The 17254-nt window shown below is 63.8% G+C and carries 21 protein-coding genes, 1 other RNA gene and 1 pseudogene; 8 read left to right on the top strand and 15 right to left on the bottom strand.

The features are described 5' to 3' along the window. Positions 1–31 precede the first annotated feature (31 nt). Positions 32–1030, bottom strand: coding sequence for a tRNA dihydrouridine synthase DusB (dusB, locus tag RMO25_RS00485; protein WP_309660637.1), 999 nt, complete (start codon positions 1028–1030; stop codon positions 32–34). Positions 1031–1080: 50 nt separating this feature from the next. Between dusB and RMO25_RS00480 the strand changes: the two genes are divergently transcribed. Further along, positions 1081–2223, top strand: coding sequence for a bifunctional 2-C-methyl-D-erythritol 4-phosphate cytidylyltransferase/2-C-methyl-D-erythritol 2,4-cyclodiphosphate synthase (locus RMO25_RS00480; protein ID WP_309660636.1), 1143 nt, complete (start codon positions 1081–1083; stop codon positions 2221–2223). After that, positions 2220–2723, top strand: coding sequence for a CinA family protein (locus tag RMO25_RS00475; protein WP_309660635.1), 504 nt, complete (start codon positions 2220–2222; stop codon positions 2721–2723). Before RMO25_RS00480 ends, RMO25_RS00475 begins: the two co-directional genes overlap by 4 nt. Here the strand turns inward: RMO25_RS00475 and RMO25_RS00470 are convergent. Both RMO25_RS00470 and lipA read right to left on the bottom strand, forming a co-directional pair. Next, complete coding sequence (locus tag RMO25_RS00470; protein WP_309660634.1) at positions 2684–3145, bottom strand: type II toxin-antitoxin system RatA family toxin; 462 nt, start codon at positions 3143–3145, stop codon at positions 2684–2686. The two genes, RMO25_RS00475 and RMO25_RS00470, sit on opposite strands and share 40 nt — an antisense overlap. Beyond that, positions 3145–4062, bottom strand: coding sequence for a lipoyl synthase (gene lipA, locus RMO25_RS00465; protein ID WP_309660794.1), 918 nt, complete (start codon positions 4060–4062; stop codon positions 3145–3147). Before lipA ends, RMO25_RS00470 begins: the two co-directional genes overlap by 1 nt. A 65-nt stretch (positions 4063–4127) precedes the next feature. Between lipA and RMO25_RS00460 the strand changes: the two genes are divergently transcribed. Next, a complete protein-coding gene (locus RMO25_RS00460) occupies positions 4128–4763 on the top strand; it encodes a carbonic anhydrase (protein WP_309660633.1) in 636 nt (211 codons plus the stop codon). A 24-nt stretch (positions 4764–4787) separates the two neighbouring features. Here RMO25_RS00460 and RMO25_RS00455 read toward each other — a convergent pair whose 3' ends face one another. Further along, positions 4788–5162, bottom strand: coding sequence for a hypothetical protein (locus RMO25_RS00455; protein WP_309660632.1), 375 nt, complete (start codon positions 5160–5162; stop codon positions 4788–4790). A gap of 168 nt (positions 5163–5330) precedes the next feature. Between RMO25_RS00455 and RMO25_RS00450 the strand changes: the two genes are divergently transcribed. Next, positions 5331–6059, top strand: coding sequence for an NYN domain-containing protein (locus RMO25_RS00450; protein ID WP_309660631.1), 729 nt, complete (start codon positions 5331–5333; stop codon positions 6057–6059). A gap of 138 nt (positions 6060–6197) precedes the next feature. Beyond that, a complete protein-coding gene (locus RMO25_RS00445; RefSeq protein ID WP_309660630.1) occupies positions 6198–6749 on the top strand; it encodes a PAS domain-containing protein in 552 nt (183 codons plus the stop codon). Here the strand turns inward: RMO25_RS00445 and RMO25_RS00440 are convergent. The 10 genes from RMO25_RS00440 to RMO25_RS00395 all read right to left on the bottom strand — a co-directional run bounded on the left by RMO25_RS00440 (position 6746) and on the right by RMO25_RS00395 (position 15487). Continuing rightward, the gene (locus tag RMO25_RS00440; protein ID WP_309660629.1) at positions 6746–7054 is read right to left on the bottom strand and encodes a DUF1905 domain-containing protein; all 309 of its coding nucleotides are present in this window, start codon (positions 7052–7054) and stop codon (positions 6746–6748) included. The two genes, RMO25_RS00445 and RMO25_RS00440, sit on opposite strands and share 4 nt — an antisense overlap. Beyond that, positions 7051–7533, bottom strand: a complete 483-nt coding sequence (locus RMO25_RS00435; protein ID WP_309660628.1) for a nuclear transport factor 2 family protein — start codon at positions 7531–7533, stop codon at positions 7051–7053. Before RMO25_RS00435 ends, RMO25_RS00440 begins: the two co-directional genes overlap by 4 nt. 104 nt (positions 7534–7637) lie before the next feature. Beyond that, on the bottom strand, positions 7638–9311 hold the full coding sequence (ettA, locus tag RMO25_RS00430; RefSeq protein ID WP_309660627.1) for an energy-dependent translational throttle protein EttA: 1674 nt from the start codon (positions 9309–9311) through the stop codon (positions 7638–7640). A 103-nt stretch (positions 9312–9414) separates the two neighbouring features. Further along, positions 9415–10641 (bottom strand): hypothetical protein, encoded by a 1227-nt coding sequence (locus RMO25_RS00425; protein ID WP_309660626.1) that lies wholly within the window; start codon positions 10639–10641, stop codon positions 9415–9417. A gap of 105 nt (positions 10642–10746) precedes the next feature. Then, entirely contained in the window at positions 10747–11070 is a 324-nt protein-coding gene (locus RMO25_RS00420) for a YbaB/EbfC family nucleoid-associated protein (protein ID WP_309660625.1), read from the bottom strand. A gap of 1 nt (position 11071) precedes the next feature. Continuing rightward, positions 11072–12721: a DNA polymerase III subunit gamma/tau gene (locus RMO25_RS00415; RefSeq protein ID WP_309660624.1), complete on the bottom strand. Its 1650-nt coding sequence runs from the start codon at positions 12719–12721 to the stop codon at positions 11072–11074. A 101-nt stretch (positions 12722–12822) separates the two neighbouring features. After that, positions 12823–12920: signal recognition particle sRNA small type (gene ffs / locus RMO25_RS00410), an RNA gene on the bottom strand. A 40-nt stretch (positions 12921–12960) separates the two neighbouring features. Further along, positions 12961–13296 carry a 2Fe-2S iron-sulfur cluster-binding protein gene (locus tag RMO25_RS00405; RefSeq protein WP_309660623.1) on the bottom strand — a complete coding sequence of 112 codons (336 nt, stop codon included), beginning with the start codon at positions 13294–13296 and terminating at the stop codon, positions 12961–12963. After that, the gene (locus tag RMO25_RS00400; protein WP_309660622.1) at positions 13293–14408 is read right to left on the bottom strand and encodes a cysteine desulfurase family protein; all 1116 of its coding nucleotides are present in this window, start codon (positions 14406–14408) and stop codon (positions 13293–13295) included. Before RMO25_RS00400 ends, RMO25_RS00405 begins: the two co-directional genes overlap by 4 nt. Beyond that, positions 14405–15487, bottom strand: coding sequence for a cysteine desulfurase family protein (locus RMO25_RS00395; RefSeq protein WP_405051809.1), 1083 nt, complete (start codon positions 15485–15487; stop codon positions 14405–14407). The genes RMO25_RS00400 and RMO25_RS00395 overlap by 4 nt, the downstream gene beginning before the upstream one ends. A gap of 110 nt (positions 15488–15597) precedes the next feature. On the opposite strand from RMO25_RS00395, the gene RMO25_RS00390 reads away from it, so the two are divergent. Next, positions 15598–16251: an alpha/beta hydrolase gene (locus RMO25_RS00390; RefSeq protein ID WP_309660621.1), complete on the top strand. Its 654-nt coding sequence runs from the start codon at positions 15598–15600 to the stop codon at positions 16249–16251. A gap of 4 nt (positions 16252–16255) precedes the next feature. Here RMO25_RS00390 and RMO25_RS00385 read toward each other — a convergent pair whose 3' ends face one another. After that, positions 16256–16429 carry a hypothetical protein gene (locus RMO25_RS00385; RefSeq protein ID WP_309660620.1) on the bottom strand — a complete coding sequence of 58 codons (174 nt, stop codon included), beginning with the start codon at positions 16427–16429 and terminating at the stop codon, positions 16256–16258. Between the two features lie 51 nt (positions 16430–16480). Between RMO25_RS00385 and RMO25_RS00380 the strand changes: the two genes are divergently transcribed. Both RMO25_RS00380 and RMO25_RS00375 read left to right on the top strand, forming a co-directional pair. After that, entirely contained in the window at positions 16481–16732 is a 252-nt protein-coding gene (locus RMO25_RS00380; protein ID WP_309660619.1) for a hypothetical protein, read from the top strand. A 216-nt stretch (positions 16733–16948) separates the two neighbouring features. Further along, positions 16949–17254: pseudogene (locus RMO25_RS00375) on the top strand (type III PLP-dependent enzyme); the annotation flags it as partial.

Below are 17254 nucleotides of genomic sequence, written 5' to 3'. Positions count from 1 at the left end.
ACTCTGTGCGCAAGGCGCGCTTTTTTATCCCTCAAGCCGCCGAGCGCGCCAGCCACGGTGAATAAAATTCGCGCAACATCGCCACCACCACGCCGGGATCGTCCTGGGTGTTGACCCGGTTGCGGAACTCGGCCGAGCCCGGCAGGCCCTTGGTGTACCAGCCGATGTGCTTGCGGGCGAGGTTGACGCCGGTCATCCGGCCGTAAAGCTCGAGCATCGCCTCATATTGCTCGAGCATCGTATCCAGCTGCTCGTCAAGGCTTGGATCGGGGCGCGACCCGCCATCGCGCAACGCTGGGATCATCTGGCCGAGCAGCCACGGCCGGCCATAAGCGCCGCGCCCGATCATCACCCCGTCGGCGCCCGATTGCGCCAACGCTTCCCTGGCGTCGGCGATCGAGCAGATGTCGCCGTTGACGATCACCGGCACCGACACCGCCGCCTTGACCCGGGCGACGAAGCTCCAGTCGGCGCTGTCCTTGTACATCTGACAACGGGTGCGGCCGTGGACCGTAATCATCTTGACCCCGAGATCCTCGGCGATGCGCGCCAGCTCGGGCGCATTCAGGCTATTGTGGTCCCAGCCAGTGCGCATCTTCAGCGTCACCGGCACTTTCACCGCCTCCACCGTCGCGTCGATGATCGCGGCGGCCAGCGGCAAATCGCGCATCAACGCCGATCCCGCGTCGCCATTGACCACCTTTTTTACCGGGCAGCCCATGTTGATGTCGATGATCGCCGCACCGCGCTGCTCGTTCAATTTGGCGGCTTCGGCCATTTCAAACGGCGCGCAACCGGCCAGCTGGAGCGATACTGGTTCTTCCGATGGATCCCACAACGACTTTTGCAGCGACTGGCGGGTTTCGCGGATCATCGCCTGGCTGGCGATCATCTCGCTGACCGTCAGGCCGGCGCCATAGCGCTTGACGATGCGCCGAAACGGCAAATCGGTGACGCCGGTCATCGGCGCCAGGATGACTGGCGCGTCGATGCGGACGGGACCGACGGTGATGGGCTGGACCAGGTTCATGGGAAGGCGCGGCTTTACAGGAGCGCCGATTGGGGAGCAAGGCGCGGCCAATGAGCGTCACTGCACTGATCGTCGCCGCCGGCAGCGGGGAGCGCATGGGCAGCGGCGTGCCCAAGCAATACCGCTTGTTGGGCGGCAAGCCGGTGCTGCGCCGGGCGGTCGAAGCGTTTGCCAATCACCCATGCATTGACGCGGTGCGGGTGGTGATCAGCGAACTCCATGAGTCCCAGGCGAGGCAGGTGCTGCAGGGCCTGGACGTCGGCCAGCTGGTGCTCGGCGGCAAGCAGCGCGCGGATTCGGTCCGCGCCGGCCTGGCTGCAACCGCAAGTGCGAACGTGCTGGTCCACGACGCCGCCCGCCCCTTCTGTCCGCCGCAAGTGATTGATCGGTTGCTCGATGCGCTCGGCAGCCATGATGGCGCCGCCCCCGTCCTGCCGATCGGCGACACGCTGGCGCGCGCCGGTGAGCTGCTCGGCGACCCGATTGACCGCGCCGGCGCGGTTCGCGTCCAGACTCCCCAGGCATTCTGCGCCGATGGCCTGCGCAGCGCTTACGACCGGTGGACGGGCGAGGCCCCGACCGACGAAACCAGCGTCGCTCGCGCCGCCGGCCTGAGCGTCGCCGCCGTCACCGGCGATCCCCTGCTCGAAAAGCTGACCACGCCGGCCGACTGGGACCGCGCCGAAGCGATGCTGGCCGCGCGGCTGGTATCGCGAACCGGACTAGGCTTCGACGTCCACGGTTTTGCCGGCGACGGACCGGTAATGCTCGGCGGCATCGCCGTGCCCCATTCGCGCGGCCTGTCGGGCCACAGCGATGCTGACGTCGTGCTCCACGCCATCACCGACGCGCTGCTCGGCGCCGCGGCACTGGGCGATATTGGCGAGTATTTCCCGCCCACCGACCCGCAATGGCAAGGCGCCGCGTCGGACCGTTTTCTCGCTTATGCCGCTGAATTGATTCGATCCTCGGGCGGGATGATCGACCATGTCGACTGCACGATCATTTGCGAGGAGCCGAAAATCGGACCACATCGTTCAGCCATGCGAGCGCGGATCGCGGTGATCCTCGGGCTGAAAGACATCGACGTGAATATCAAGGCGACTACGACCGAAGGCCTGGGCTTCACCGGCCGCCGCGAAGGCATTGCCGCCCAGGCGGTGGCAAGCATTCGAATGCAGGGACACGCATGACCAACAGCCTATTGCCCAAGGCGCTGGTCGACAAAGCGCGTGAGGTCGTCGAAGCCAACCGCCAGGCCGGTCGCCGGATCGCCGTCGCCGAGAGCTGCACCGGCGGCCTGGTCGCCGCCGCGATCACCGAGATCCCGGGCTCATCCGAAGTGTTCGAAGCCGGGTTCGTGACCTATTCGAACGCCGCCAAGATCGGCCAGTTGAAGGTCAGCGAAGACCTCGTCGACACGTTTGGCGCGGTCAGCGTCGCGGTCGCCTGGGCGATGGCGCGCGGCGCCCTGCTGGCGTCGGAAGCTGACGTTGCCGTGGCCATCACCGGCATCGCCGGGCCCGATGGGGGAACGCCATCGAAACCGGTCGGCACCGTGGTCTTCGCCCGCGCCGAAAGCGATGCCAACCCGGCCCAGATCGTCGCCGACGAGAAATTGTTTGAGAAAATGGACCGCTCGGGCGTGCGCCTTCAGGCGGCGCTCTGTGCGCTCGAATTGCTGATGCCGTAAAGCGCGGCGGCGCGCTGTTCGAAGGCTCCGATCATCCGCCGCAAGGCCCGGTCGAACATCTGCCCGGCAAGCGCCTCGAAGATCCGCGAGCGAAACGCGAAATCGACCGAGAAATGGACGTCAGTGCCGCCGCCCGGCGCAGCCTCGAAACGCCATTCATTCTTCAGATATTTGAGAGGACCTTCAATATAATCGACGCAGATGTGCGTCGGGCGCTGCTTGGTGACGCGGCTGGTGAAGCGCTCCTTGAAGGCGTTGAAGCCGACGACCAGATCGGCAATGGTCTCGGTCTTGCTCGATGAGCGGACCCGCACCGCCACCACCCACGGCAAAAATTCGTCATAGCGAGCGACATCGGCGACCATGTCGAAGAGCTGTTCGGGCGTGTAGGGGAGATGCCGGGTCTCGCTATGGCGCGGCATCAGGCCTTCGCTTGCTCCAGCTTCGCCGCCCGGGCGACCTGCATTGCGCGGAAATCGTCGCCGGCGTGATAGCTTGAGCGGGTCAGCGGCGACGCCGCGACCAGCAGGAAGCCCTTGGCCCGGGCAATCGCCGCATAAACCTCGAACGCCTGCGGCGTGATGAATTCCTCGACCTTGGCATGACGCGGGGTCGGTTGGAGATATTGCCCCATGGTGAGGAAATCGATGCCCGCCGAGCGCATATCGTCCATCACCTGGTGAACTTCGAGGCGTTGTTCGCCAAGGCCGACCATCAGGCCCGATTTGGTGAACAAGGTTGGCGCCATGCGCTTGACACTTTCGAGCAGGCGCAGCGAGGCATAATATCGCGCGCCGGGGCGGATCGTCGGATAGAGCCGCGGCACCGTTTCCAGATTGTGGTTGAAGACGTCGGGGCCCGCTTCGATGATCGCCGCGACCGGCGCTTCGCCTTTGTTGCGGAAATCGGGCGTCAGAATCTCGATCGTCGTGTTGGGCGCATTGCGGCGTAGCGCTTCGATCACCTTGACGAATTGCGACGCGCCACCGTCGGCCAAATCGTCGCGGTCGACCGAGGTGACGACGATATGCTCGAGGCCAAGCTCGGCCGCGGCAACCGCGACATGTTCGGGCTCCAGCGGGTCGACCGCCCGCGGCATCCCGGTCTTCACATTGCAAAAGGCGCAGGCGCGGGTGCAGGTGTCGCCCAGGATCATCACGGTTGCGTGCTTCTTGGTCCAGCACTCGCCGATGTTCGGGCAGGCGGCTTCCTCGCACACCGTCACCAGGCCCAGCGAGCGCATCAGTTTGCGCGTCTCGTGATAGCCGGGGCTGGTCGGCGCTTTCACTCTGATCCAGTCGGGCTTGCGCTGGCGGGTTTGAAAGGCGGGCTCGGTCATGACGGCCAGATAGCGATTGGCGGCGGTGCTTGCCACCCCTCCCCGCTTGCCGCTAGCGGCAGCGCATGATTCAGCTTGAAGAGATGATCGAAGGGTATCGACGGTTTCGCGCCGTCGGCTGGGAGCGCGAACGCGAACGCTGGTCCGAACTGGCCGAAGGCCAGAGCCCCAAGGTCATGGTCATCGCTTGTTCCGATAGCCGGACCGATCCGACCCAGATCTTCGACGCCCGGCCGGGCCAGATGTTCGTCGTCCGCAATGTCGCCAACCTCGCGCCGCCGTTCGAGACCAGCCACGGCTATCACGGCGTGTCGGCAGCGCTCGAATTCGCCGTCACCCAGCTCGAAGTCGACGAAGTGTTCGTCTTGGGCCACGGCTCCTGCGGCGGTTGCGCGGCGGCGCTGACCGGGCAGTTCGACGACGCCGACCATGGCGAAGGGCATTTCATCGCCGCTTGGGTGGATATGTTGAAAGAAGCGGCGGCGAACATCCGTTCAAGTCATGCCAGCCTCGACGACGCGGCGTTCCTGGCGATGGAGCGCGAGGCAGTGAAAGTGTCGCTGGCCAATCTGCGCACGTTTCCGTGGGTCATCGAACGCGAGGCCGCGGGCCGCCTGGCCCTGCACGGCGGGCACTTCTCGATATCGGAAGGCCGCCTGTACCTGCTCGACGAGGCGGCAGGTGAATTCCGCCTCGTCTAGCAATTTCGCAGTCAGTTCAACGAACTAGCAGCGCGTGTTATAGTCGTAGATCGGCCGGCCATACTGGTCGACATAATAGCAATAGCCGCGGGTATCGCGGTAATATTGGCGGCCCTTGACGACCGCGCCGAGCACGCCGCCGAGGATGGCGCCGGCAATCGCGCCTTGGCCAACGCTAACGCCGGGAATGATCGCGCCGGCGACGCCACCGGCAATCGCCCCACCGACCGCGCCGGTGGCGACGCGTCCAGCCTGGGTCGAACCGGTGTTATTATATCCGTTGTTGTAATACGGATCGTTGTAGCCGTTGTTGTTGTAGCCATAAGGATTGGTCGTGGCGCAGCCGGTCACCGCGACACTCGCGGCAAGGGCTGCTGTAATTCCAAGATATTTTCTCATCTGTCTGTCCTTCCGAAACTCGCACCCTGTGATTTTTCTAAAGTGCTTGAGAAGGGGTTTCGTTCCCGCATCGATCATTCGTAGTGCCGGTGTCTGGAGCGATGTGCGCCAAGGTGTGGTGATTCCGCGACACTGCGCTAGACAGACGCAAAGACGGGGATTCGCGCCATGAAAGACCGCAACGGCGACGCGGAAAAAAACATCGCTCTGCTGATCGATGCCGACAATGCGTCGGCCAGCCATCTCGACGAAGTGCTCCTGGTCTTGAGCGAGCTCGGTACGATCAACGTCCGCCGCGCCTACGGCAATTGGGCCAAGACCAGCCTCAAGGGCTGGGAAAAGCTCACCGGCCTGCATTCCATCATTCCGATGCAGCAGTTCGACGTCGCCAAGGGCAAGGGCGCGACCGACATGCGGCTGATCATCGACGCCATGGACCTGCTTTACCGCGGCAATGTCGACGGCTTTGGGATCATGTCGAGCGACAGCGACTTCCTGCCGCTCGCCCAGCGGATCCGCGAGGAAGGGCAACCAGTTTACGGCTTCGGCACGGCCAAGACCCCGCTCCCCTTCCGCCAGGCCTGCACGCGTTTCTTCGACGTCGCGGCGTTGGCCATGGACGAGCAGGAAGCGCTCGAGCAGCCGGCGATGGCCAAGGGCCGCCGACCGGTGGACAGCGAATTGCTGCAGGTGCTGGGCGCGGCGTTCAAGGCCTCGAAACGCGATGAGGACGGCTATGCGTCGCTCTCGGAGCTGGGCCAGCGCGCCAAGGCGGTGTCGAGCTTCGCCGCCCGCAACTATGGCTACACCCGCTTGTCCGACCTCATCCGGGCCGTGCCCAATTTTGAGGTCAAGGGCGGCGAAGAAGGCGGCTTGCTGGTCAAGCGTTTGCGCTAACGTCAGCGCCAATCTCCGCTCAACTGTTGTCTTGCCGACACAGCGTCATCATTTTTTGATCAAGGCAAGGAACGGTCGCCGCCTCTGCGGGTTCACCTGCCATTCACCAATGGAAACCGTTGTTCTTTGACCTCGCAAGTGCATCACAAGGCCGAGCAATATCTCGAAACCGCGATCGACGCGCTCGCGTCCGGGAAGGGGTATCACGCGCAGCTCGATCAGCTGCCGGTGCCGATCTATACCGTCGATGCCAACGGCGCCGTCACTTACTGGAACCGCGCCTGCGCAGAATTCGCCGGCCGCGAGCCGCAGCTCGGACAAGACCGCTGGTGCGTTACCTGGAAAATCTACACTACCGGCGGCGAGCGTCTGCCCCACAATCAATGCCCGATGGCCCAGGCCATCCGTGAAAAGCGCGAAGTACGCGGCGCGGTGGCGATCGCCATGCGTCCCGACGGCAGTCGCCGCGCCTTCACCCCCTACCCGACGCCGTTGTTCGATGACGCCGGCAATCTGACCGGCACAATCAACATGCTGGTCGATGTCAGTGCCGAACAGGCCGACGTGCTAGCCGACCAAGCCCGCCGCTGCCGCCGCCTCGCCGACGCCACCTACGACCGCCAGATCTGCGGCGTGCTGTCAGCCATGGCGGATGCGTTCGCCAAGACCGCCGCCGACCTCGGCGACTAGAGCAATTCCAGCGAACAGATGACCTCGTCGCCGGCGGCGATACCGGCCTGGGCGCGCACGGCGGCCTTGATCGGCAGGATGTAGCCGCCCGATTTCTGCGGAAACACCGAGGTCCGCCAGGTCACCGCCTGTCCTGAGCCTGTCGAAGGGTTGATCGTCGCCTCGACCCGCGCCGAGCCAAAGCCGCGGCGAGTGCCGAAACTGTGGGCTTTGATTTCAATCGCTTCCTCGGGCGGGACAGTGAGGAAATGCCAATGCCCCTTCCCCTCGCTCCACAGCCAGACGGGTCCGGTGACGGTGATCATGGGTTTTTGACGGCCTGACTCGTTGGCTGTTCGTCGCTCGACATCAGATGGGTGACGAGCCATTTCCCATGACTGCGCCTGGCCGCCATCAGATAATAGCCTGGCCAGTGATACGCCGTCTTTTGGTCCTGCCAATGAAGGTCGGATTTTCCCCAGACGATGGCGTGATGATCATCGCCGGAAACGCCGTCGGCGGTCATCGTGAAGGCCGTCACTGTCCCGGCTGTGCCTTTGGCCGGAAACCAGAATTGCTGCATCGCTGTCCACCCTCGGCGCGGACGTACGCCGTCGTGCGGGATAAACGTCGCTTCCGGAGCGAAAATGCCCATCACCTGATTGCGATCGTTGCGAAGCCAGCCGTGCGTGAGCCGCTGTGGTAGCTTGCCGATTGCCGCTTTGTCGGACGCAGACAGCGACCGGGCGTCCGCCAGCGACGCGCTCATCACCATGGCAACGGCAATCACGATCAGTCTGCGCATTCCTTCCACCTCCCGTGGTCGCATCGCATCGAAGTGAAATCGGTCCGAAGTCCAGTGCCAATTTTAAGCGCAATGCAAATACCACTCGCTAGCTGCTAGCAGCTCTACCGCGTCAGCTTCTTGTACGTCATTCGGTGCGGGCGGTCGGCTTCCGGTCCCATGCGGCGCCGCTTATCTTCTTCATAAGCTTCGAAATTGCCTTCGAACCATTCGACGTGGCTGTCGCCTTCGAACGCCAATATGTGGGTTGCCAGGCGGTCGAGGAAGAAGCGGTCGTGGCTGATGATCACCGCGCAGCCGGCGAAATTCTCCAAGGCTTCTTCGAGCGCGCGCAGGGTCTCGACGTCCAAATCGTTGGTCGGCTCGTCGAGCAGCAGGACGTTGCCGCCCTCCTTGAGCATCTTGGCGAGATGGACGCGGTTGCGCTCGCCGCCCGACAGCTGGCCGACCTTCTTTTGCTGGTCGGTACCCTTGAAGTTGAACGCGCCGACATAAGCCCGCGTGCCGATCTCGTGTTTGCCGAAGCGGAACACGTCGGAGCCGTCGGAAATCTCTTCCCAGACATTGTTGCTGGCCTTGAGCGCGTCGCGGCTCTGGTCGACGAAACCCAAATGCACCGTCGGGCCGATCTTGATCTCGCCGGAGTCGGGCTGTTCGTCGCCGCGGATCAGCCGGAACAAGGTGGTCTTGCCGGCGCCGTTGGGGCCGATCACGCCGACGATCCCGCCCGGCGGCAGCGAAAAGCTCAAATCCTCGAACAGCAATTTATCGCCATAGGCCTTGCTGACGCCATCGAGGTCGATGACGTTGGCGCCCAATCGCTCGGGCAGCTGGATCAGAATCTGCGCCTTGCCCGGGGTGCGATTCTCCTGCGCTGCGACCAGTTCGTCGAACGCCTTGATGCGGGCCTTGGACTTGGCCTGGCGCGCCTTGGGTGAGCGGCGGATCCATTCGAGCTCGTCGTTGATCGCTTTTTGCTTGCCCGCATCCTCGCGCTCTTCCTGCTGGAGGCGCTTGGCCTTCTTCTCGAGGTAGCCCGAGTAATTGGCTTCGTAGGTGTAATAGCGGCCGCGATCGAGCTCGAGCACCCAGTTGACGACATTGTCGAGGAAGTAGCGGTCGTGGGTGACGAGGATGACGTTGCCGGCATAATCGACGAGGTGCTTTTCGAGCCATTGTACGCTTTCGGCGTCCAAATGGTTGGTCGGCTCGTCGAGCAGCAGGATGTCGGGCTTTTCGAGCAGTAGCCGGGTCAGCGCGACCCGGCGCTTCTCGCCGCCCGAGAGATTGTCGACGCTCGCGTCACCCGGCGGGCAGCGCAGCGCGTCCATCGCGATCTCGAGCTGGTTGTCGAGGGTCCAGCCATCGACCGCGTCGATTTTCTCCTGAAGCTCGCCCATCTCAGCCATCAGCGCGTCGAAATCGTCGCCCGGGTCGGCCATTTGCGCCGAAATCGCATTGAAACGCTCCATCATGTCGGCGACCGGGCGCACCCCGTCCATGACGTTCTCCTTGACCGTCTTGGAGGCATCGAGCTGCGGTTCCTGCTCGAGATAACCGACGGTGATATGCTCGCCTGGCCATGCCTCGCCGGTGAATTCCTTGTCGCGACCGGCCATGATTTTCATCAGCGTCGACTTGCCTGATCCGTTGGGCCCGACGATGCCGATCTTGGCATCGAGGTAAAATTGCAGGTCGATATTGTTGAGCACGGGCTTGGGCGCGCCCGGGAAGGTCTTCGACAGACCCTTCATCACAAAGCTGTATTGGGCGGCCATCGGGTCGCGGGTATCCTTGCAGTAGGGGAATGGCCCGCGCCTTTAGGGGAAGGCGGCGCCTGGGTCTAGGCGCGCCGTTTACGCTCAACTTCCGTTGCGGCTGTTATTCGGTCGTCGGAAAGTATCGTACCACGTCACAGGCCGAATTTGCCGCTTTCTGTTTGGCCCGCTCCATGGCTTGATCGGCAAGGTAGGCCCAGGCAGCAATTGCCATGTCATGCGGCGCTAGGCCGACCTTGGCTGCTTCCGCCGCGACCAGTCGGCAGAAGCTGGTTGCCGGTTCTCCCACTTGTTCCGTCGATGCTTTCGCCATCAGTTTTGCAGCCTTGTCGATGGCTTCGGAGCTCGCCAGGCGGTCGCGCAGCACGACTTCATCGTCGATCTTGAGATTGAGGACGGTAGCCGGATCGAGCTTGCTCACATCCGCGACGTCGCCGATGACTGGCGCAAACAGGCTCTTGGTCAGCGGATCGGCCTTAACTTCCCACTGTCCAATTATTCGCCCCGGCACCTGCGCCGTGATATAGGTTTTAATAGGGTTGGGGGCGATCAGGACAATTCGTGCCAGAGTTTTTTCCTGGTCGCTCGGCAAGATCGGGATGCCTTGTCGCGCGGTCTCATCCACCTTCTTGTAAAAGAGCTTGGACAAGCTATCGTCGACAAAACTGGCCGCATCGTTGAAACGCGCCTTGTTGGCATCGGTAATCAACAGCGTGCTGGGCGTGATGAACTTCGAGCCCCGATCGACGATGTCGAGGATCGCGCTGCCGATATTGAACTCGCTCGCGCCTTCGCTTTGGAAGTTGGCACTAAAATTGAGGACGCTGCTTCGGTCGACCCGAAAATATGGCAGCAAGAAATCGTTGTTTCGAATGGCTGTCGTCCAGGTCTGGCCGTCCTTCTTGCTGTTTCGAAGCATCGAATAGAGCTTGCTGCTGGCCTTTACACCGATCGGTTCGATCACTGCGTCGAATTTCAAGACATGATTGTCGATCTTGCCGACGAAAAACCGCTCGATCGGAGTCCGCGATTCCTCGGAATACCGACGAAGCTGGGGGCCCCCGCAAGACGTGTAAACAATTCGCAGGCGAGTATAGCCCAGCACCTCCCCGCCACTTGGAAGAGCAACGATCGCCTGAGTACCCACGTCGGACCGCTGTAGCGATTTTGTCCCAGGATCTGAATGATCGTTCGGGATTTCCAACACCGCAATATTCTCAAGCGTAGCCGGATTGAGGTGTGCCGTGCTGCAAGCCGGACTCGTGGGCGGCGCTGCAGCGAGGTGCTGCGACGCGACTATCGCGGCGAAAATGATGTTGCTGTTGATCATGCTCGTAACCCCCACAGGCCCGCAAATGGGTTAGGTCCGAGCAAGGACAGGATTGTTTATTTTTTGTTCAATTGCAAGCGGACGGCAACGGGGCCGTCGGATCGTCTAGAAGGGCAGTTTGAAGCCCGGCGGCATCGGAATGCCGCTGGTCATTTTCTCGATTTCTGGTGCCGCGGCCGCGTCCGCCTTGGCTTTGGCGTCGTTCAGGGCGGCGGCGATCAGATCTTCGAGCATCGCCTTTTCCGACGGCTGCAGCAGGCTGTCGTCGAGGTCGACGCCAATAATCCGGCCCTTGGCGGTGGCGCGGATCTTGACCAGCCCGCCGCCCGAAATCCCTTCGACCTCGATCTTGTCGAGATTTTCCTGCGCCGCCTGCATCTGGGTCTGGACGTCTTGGGCCATTTGCATGATTTCTTCGAGACTGGGCATGTCAGGTGCCTTTCAAATCGAGAGTATCGGACGGTTCGAACGATTCGAGCGATGCGTCCGGAAATGCTTCAAGCACCGCGCGGACATTCGGTTCCGCCAGCACGTCCGCCCGCACCCGCTCCTCGGCCATTTTCTCCTGCTCGAGCAATGACGGCTGCGCGGTCTCGTCAGAGATCGCAATTTGCCAGCGGGTGCCGGTGATGCCCTTCAACGCCGCATCGAGCTCGCGGGTCCAGTCGGCGCCCAGCGGTTTCAGCGGCTTCAAGGCCAATTCGGGCGGGGCGTAGCGAACCAGGCCGATCTGGTCGTGCAATTGCTGGGCAATCACCCGCTTGCCATGCTCGTCGAGCAAGGCGACCAGGCCAGCGAAATCCGGTGGAATCTTGGCCGACGGCGAATCCGGTGATGGTCTTGTCGGCGCTGGCAACGCGCCTCGCACCGCCTCCCCCGACAGCCGCGTCAACACCGCCGCCGGATCGGGCAAATCGGCGGCGTGGATCAACCGCAAAAGTGCCATGGTCGCCGCTTCTTGCGGATCGGGCGCGATCTGGACGTCGCTCAAACCCTTCAGCAGCATTTGCCACAGGCGGTGGATATCGGCCCATGACAGCTTGCCGGCCAATTCTTCGGCCGACTGTCGCTGCTCGGTCGACTGGAGCGCGGTGACGCCCGCCCCCGCCTTGACCCGCGTCGCCGAATGCAATTCTTCCATCAGCCCGCGCAGCAACGACGCCGCATCGGTGCCGAGCGCGTAGAATTCGTCGAGCTCGGTGAGTGCGGCCGATGCATCCCCCGACAGCACCTGCTGGAGCAACCGGCGGATCCGTCCGCGATCGGCCAGGCCGAGCATGTCGCGCACCTGTTCGGCGGTGACATTGCCGCTGCCGAGCGCGATCGCCTGGTCGAGGATCGACAGGCCGTCGCGGGCCGAGCCCTCCGCCGCCCGCGCGATCATCGCCAGCGCTTCAGGTTCGGCCTGGACATCTTCAAGCCGGGCGATTTCGGCGAAATGTTCGATCAGTTTGTCGGCCGGAATGCGCCGCAAGTCGAAACGCTGGGTGCGCGACAGCACCGTCACCGGCACCTTGGCCACTTCGGTGGTCGCGAACAGGAACTTCACATGTTCCGGCGGTTCCTCAAGTGTCTTCAACAACGCATTGAAAGCACTCTTGGAAAGCATGTGAACTTCGTCGATGATGTAGATTTTGTAGCGGGCGCTGACCGAGGCGTAGCGGACCGCCTCGATGATCTCGCGGACATCGTCGACCCCGGTGTGCGACGCGGCGTCCATCTCGATCACGTCGATGTGCCGCCCGTCCGTGATCGCCACGCAATGCTCACACACCCCGCATGGCTCGATGGTCGGGCCGCCCTGCCCGTCCGCGCCGATGCAGTTCAAGGCTTTGGCGACCAGCCGCGCGGTCGAGGTCTTGCCGACCCCGCGCACCCCGGTCAGCAGGAAGGCGTGGGCGATCCGGTCGCGCGCGATCGCATTGCCGAGTGTCGTCACCATTGCGTCCTGACCGATCAGCTCGTGGAAGGTCTGCGGCCGATATTTGCGGGCGAGCACGCGATACGGCGCGGCCTTCAACGGCTGGGCAGGCGCTTCTGGCAAGTCGAGGCCGAGGCCGGGCGATTCGTCTTCGATCATTGCAGTCGGTTTAGGGGGTCCCTGCCGTCATTGCGAGCTTAGCGAAGCAATCTAGTCTGGATTGCCGTGTCGCTGCGCTCTTCGCAATGACGAGATGCTGGAAAGGTGGGAGCCGGAACGACCCGAAGCGAAATCGTTGTGGCTGCTTCCTTCCGGATCTGACCAGGTTGGCGACAACTTCGTCCGCCCGACTCCCGCCGCGCATATGATGGATGCTGGCGTGTTTCTCAAGATGGCGTCTATCGCCCCATCCAGTTGCGCGACCCGGGCGGCATCCGCACGCTGAGCGATTCGAGCTCCTTGGTCAGCATGATCTGGCACGCCAGGCGCGACGTCCGCGTCACGTGGGCGGCGATATCGAGCAGATCCTCTTCCTCGTCGCTGGCGGGCGGCAGCTTGGCGAAATCCTCGGCCTCGACAATCACATGGCACGTCGAACAGGCCATCACCCCTTCGCATGCCCCTTCGAGGGGCTGCGACGCGGCCCAGGCGACGTCGAGGAGGCGCTGTCCGGCCTTGGCCTCGACTTCCTTGTCGAGCGTCCCGTCGGCCTTGTGAAACCGCACCAGCGTCACGCCGCGATGTCCTGCTGGGCGCGAGCGGCGGCGTCGATCCGGGTGACGGCGTCGACCAGCTCGTCCTCGGTCGTATAGCGCCCGAAACCGAGGCGGATCGAGGAGCGCGCTTGCGTATCCGACAAGCCCAGCGCGCGAAGCACGTGGCTGGGACGCCCCGACCCGCTGGCGCACGCCGAGCCCAGCGAGAAGGCAATATCGCGCAGGTCGGAGATCAGCCGCGCCGCGTCGAGACCCTCGCGGCGGAGGTTGAAATTGCCATGATAGCGTTGGTCGCTGCTGCCGTTGACGATCCAGTCGGGGCCCAAAGCGGCCATCGCGGCCTGCCACAGTAGCTCGATATGATCATGGTCCTGTCGACCACGTTCCGCCGCCAACTTTGCCGCCATGCCGAAGCCCACACACAGCGCCGGCGACAGCGTCCCGGAACGCAGCCCCTGCTCCTGCCCACCGCCGTGAATCAATGGCGCCGGCTCCGCACCCTGACGCATCCACAGCGCGCCGATCGCTTTGGGGCCGTGGATTTTGTGCGCCGACACCGCGATCAGGTCCGGACCTAGCGGAATTGTCACGCGCCCCAGCCCCTGCACCGCATCGCACAGCATGAAGGCGCCGACCTCGTGCGCGGCCTCGGCGATCTCGGCGACCGGCTGGATCACCCCGATTTCATTGTTGACCAGCATCGCCGCGACGATTCCTACCCGCTCATCGAGCGCGGCCTTGACGTCGCCGAGGTCGACCAACCCGTCCGGCGCGACCGGCAAGCGAATGATGTCGCAGCCCTGCGCTTCAAGCCATTCGCAGCTGTCAAGCACCGCCGCGTGCTCGGTGGCGATGGTGACGATGCGGTTGCGGCCCTTCGCACGCTCGATCGTGCCCTTGAGCGCCCAGTTGATCGCTTCCGTCGCACTGCCGGTGAAGGCAACGGATCCGCCCGGCAGGCAGATGGCATTCTCCACCCGGTCCCGCGCCACCTCAATCGCCGCCGCCGCCTCACGGCCCCAGCGCGATGGCGAGTGCGGGTTGGCGAAATGATTCTCGGCCCACGGCCGCGTCGCCTGCACCACTTCGGGCGCGACCGGCGTGGTCGCCTGATAATCGAGGTAGATCATGCGGCCCGGGCGCCCGCTCGGTCCGCAATCCGCTGCCACTCGGCGAGGAAGCGCTCGACGTCATCGGCGCTGGTCTGTGGTCCGAAGCTGACCCGGACCACCGATCCTGCAACGTCCGGCGCAATTCCCATCGCCTCGAGCACGCGGCTGGTCTTCATACTCCCAGAAGAGCAGGCGCTGCCCGCCGAAATGGCAATGCCGGCCAGGTCGAACTGAATGAGCTGGCTGGCGCTCGACACGCCCGGCATGGCGTACGCACCGATGGTCGCAATCCGTTCACTGGCCGCGGCCACCGCACTTCCGCCGCCGGCAACAATCGCCTCTTCGAGCTTACCGCGAAGCTCGGCCAGCCCCGGCATCGCTTCGACGAAGGCGCGTGACTGCAGTGCAGCGGCAAAACCGGCGGCGGCGGGCAAATTCTCGGTCCCGCGGCGATAACCCTTTTCTTGGCCGCCGCTGGGGCTAAGCGTCGCGATATCGCGCACCAGCAACGCGCCCATCCCGGGCGGGCCGCCCAGCTTGTGCGCCGACACGGCGATGAAATCAGCCTCAGGCAGCGGAACTTTGCCCGCGCCTTGCGCGCAATCGGCCAGCAGCAGCGATCCCGCCGCGCGAACCAAGGCCGCGATCTCCGCGATTGGCTGGACGACGCCCGTCTCATTGTTGACCAGCTGGACCGCGATCAGCGCCGGCTCACCGGCCAGCGCCTGCTCCAGTGCGGCGAGGTCGATCGCTCCGTGCCGGTCGACGGCCAGGACCTCGGCATCCGCGCCCATCGCCGCAACCACGGCATCATGTTCGGTGGCGCCAACCAGCCGGCGTCCGACTTTCGCCCGCGCCGCGACGATCGCAATGGCCTCGCTCGCCCCGGACGTCAGGATGACGTCATGCCGCCACCCCAGCGCTTTGGCGACGGCAGCCCGCGCCTCCTCCAGCGCGGCCCGCGCGGCGCGGCCGTCGGCATGCGGCGAGCTCGGGTTGGCCCACACCCCAAGCGCTTGCCCGATCGCAACTTGCGCGTCGGCAAGCACCGGCGTGGTTGCGGCATGGTCGAGGTAGATGCGGTCGGGCGCGGTCAAAATTGAAGGTTTCCTGCCGATTGCCAGTTGAAGCGCGCTCCCTATAGAGGACCAGCCGCCGCGGTGCACCCGTGGGCGACGCACCCTATGTACGCGAGCACCTTTTTCCCATGCCCGAAGTGATTTTCCCTGGCCCCGAAGGCCGCCTCGAAGGCCGTTTCCATCCTGGCCTGCGCCCCCGCGCACCGGTGGCGATGATCCTGCATCCACATCCCAATGCCAACGGCACGATGAACAACAAGATCGTGCAATTGCTGTATCAGACATTCGTTCGCCGCGGGTTCGCGACATTGCGATTCAACTTCCGCGGGGTCGGCAAAAGCCAGGGCATCTTCGACAATGGCATCGGCGAACTGTCCGACGCCGCGTCGGCGCTCGACTGGGTCCAGTCGATCCATCCCGAAGCGCAGACGACCTGGATTGCGGGGATCAGCTTCGGCGCGTGGATCGGGATGCAGCTGCTCATGCGCCGCCCCGAGATCAAGGGCTTCATCTCGATCGCCCCGCCGGCCAACATGTACGACTTCAGCTTCCTCGCGCCTTGCCCCTCGTCGGGCATCATCGTTCAGGGCGAGGCCGATGAGGTCGTCACCCCGATCGCGGTCCAGAAGCTGGTCGACAAGCTGCGTACCCAGCGCCACATCACCATCCACCACGACACCATCCCCGGCGCGAACCACTTCTTCGCCAACGAAATGCCGCAGCTGATGGGCAGCGTCGACAATTACCTCGACATGCGGCTGGAGAAGGATCTCAAGCGCTAGGGCGTCACAGCGTCCAGATGAGGACGTTCGCGACCAGGACCAGCGCCGCACCGATCATCAGCAGGCCGCGCTGGCGGGTCATTGGATCACTGCGCAACGCCCATCGCACGCCCACGCCGAACAGCAGGAATGCAGCGATCATTGCCATCGCCATGCCCGCTTCGCCGATTGCCCGCATTCTTTCGTGCCCCTCAACCAACGGTTAACCCGGTTCGCAGATAATCCGCTTATGCGCGAGCCGAATTCCCAAGTCTTCCTCGACGAGGCATTCGAGCGGATCGAGGAGACGATCCTGCCGTGCATCACGCTGTTGCTCGAAAGGCTGATCGATACCGCTGCGGGGATCGGCAAGAGCGATCCAAAGGCGCTTGCGGACGAATTACGGACAGTCGCCGCCGAGCTCGATGGACTTACCAAGGCGGTCGAGCGCGCCAGCCCGGCGCTCCACGACGGTGACGACGCAAGAGTTGCCACCGGCTAACTCCACATCGTGCCTCAGCGACATAGAGTGCTGATGTTCAACCGGTTTCGCTGAACCGTTGCGCGCCTGCGACAGGCGTGGCGGCGGCGCCACCTCGGCTTGCGAAAAACTGTTGCAACCGGGGGCACCCCCCCATATATCGCCTCCCTCGCTGCCCCATGGGACTTCCAACCGCAAGGCAGCTTTTCTCGAACTACCAGTTGGAGGTCCCTTGAGTTGCACAACCCAAATCGCGCGCTGGGGCTAGCGAAAGCCCCGTCCACCGGCATTGCCAATGCCGGCGAGATTGCGAAGTTGCGGCCGGTTCAACCGGTCACTCTGCTTCGTCCGCATGCTGCCCGCAGGGCCGCCCGTTACTTCGTCGAGAAGTTCCCGGGTCGTTCGCTCTATGCGGTCAAGGCCAACCCGTCGCCGGCGCTGCTCGAGCTGCTGTGGGCCGAGGGGGTGACTCATTACGACGTCGCGTCCTTGGGCGAAGTGAGACTTGTGGCGGAAACGCTGCCGCAGGCGACCTTGTGCTTC

It is taken from the genome of Sphingomonas sp. (assembly GCF_031361285.1).
Classification (GTDB): domain Bacteria; phylum Pseudomonadota; class Alphaproteobacteria; order Sphingomonadales; family Sphingomonadaceae; genus Sphingomicrobium.
Note: the sequence above shows the minus strand (reverse complement) of the source record. Positions and strands in the feature narration are given on the sequence as shown.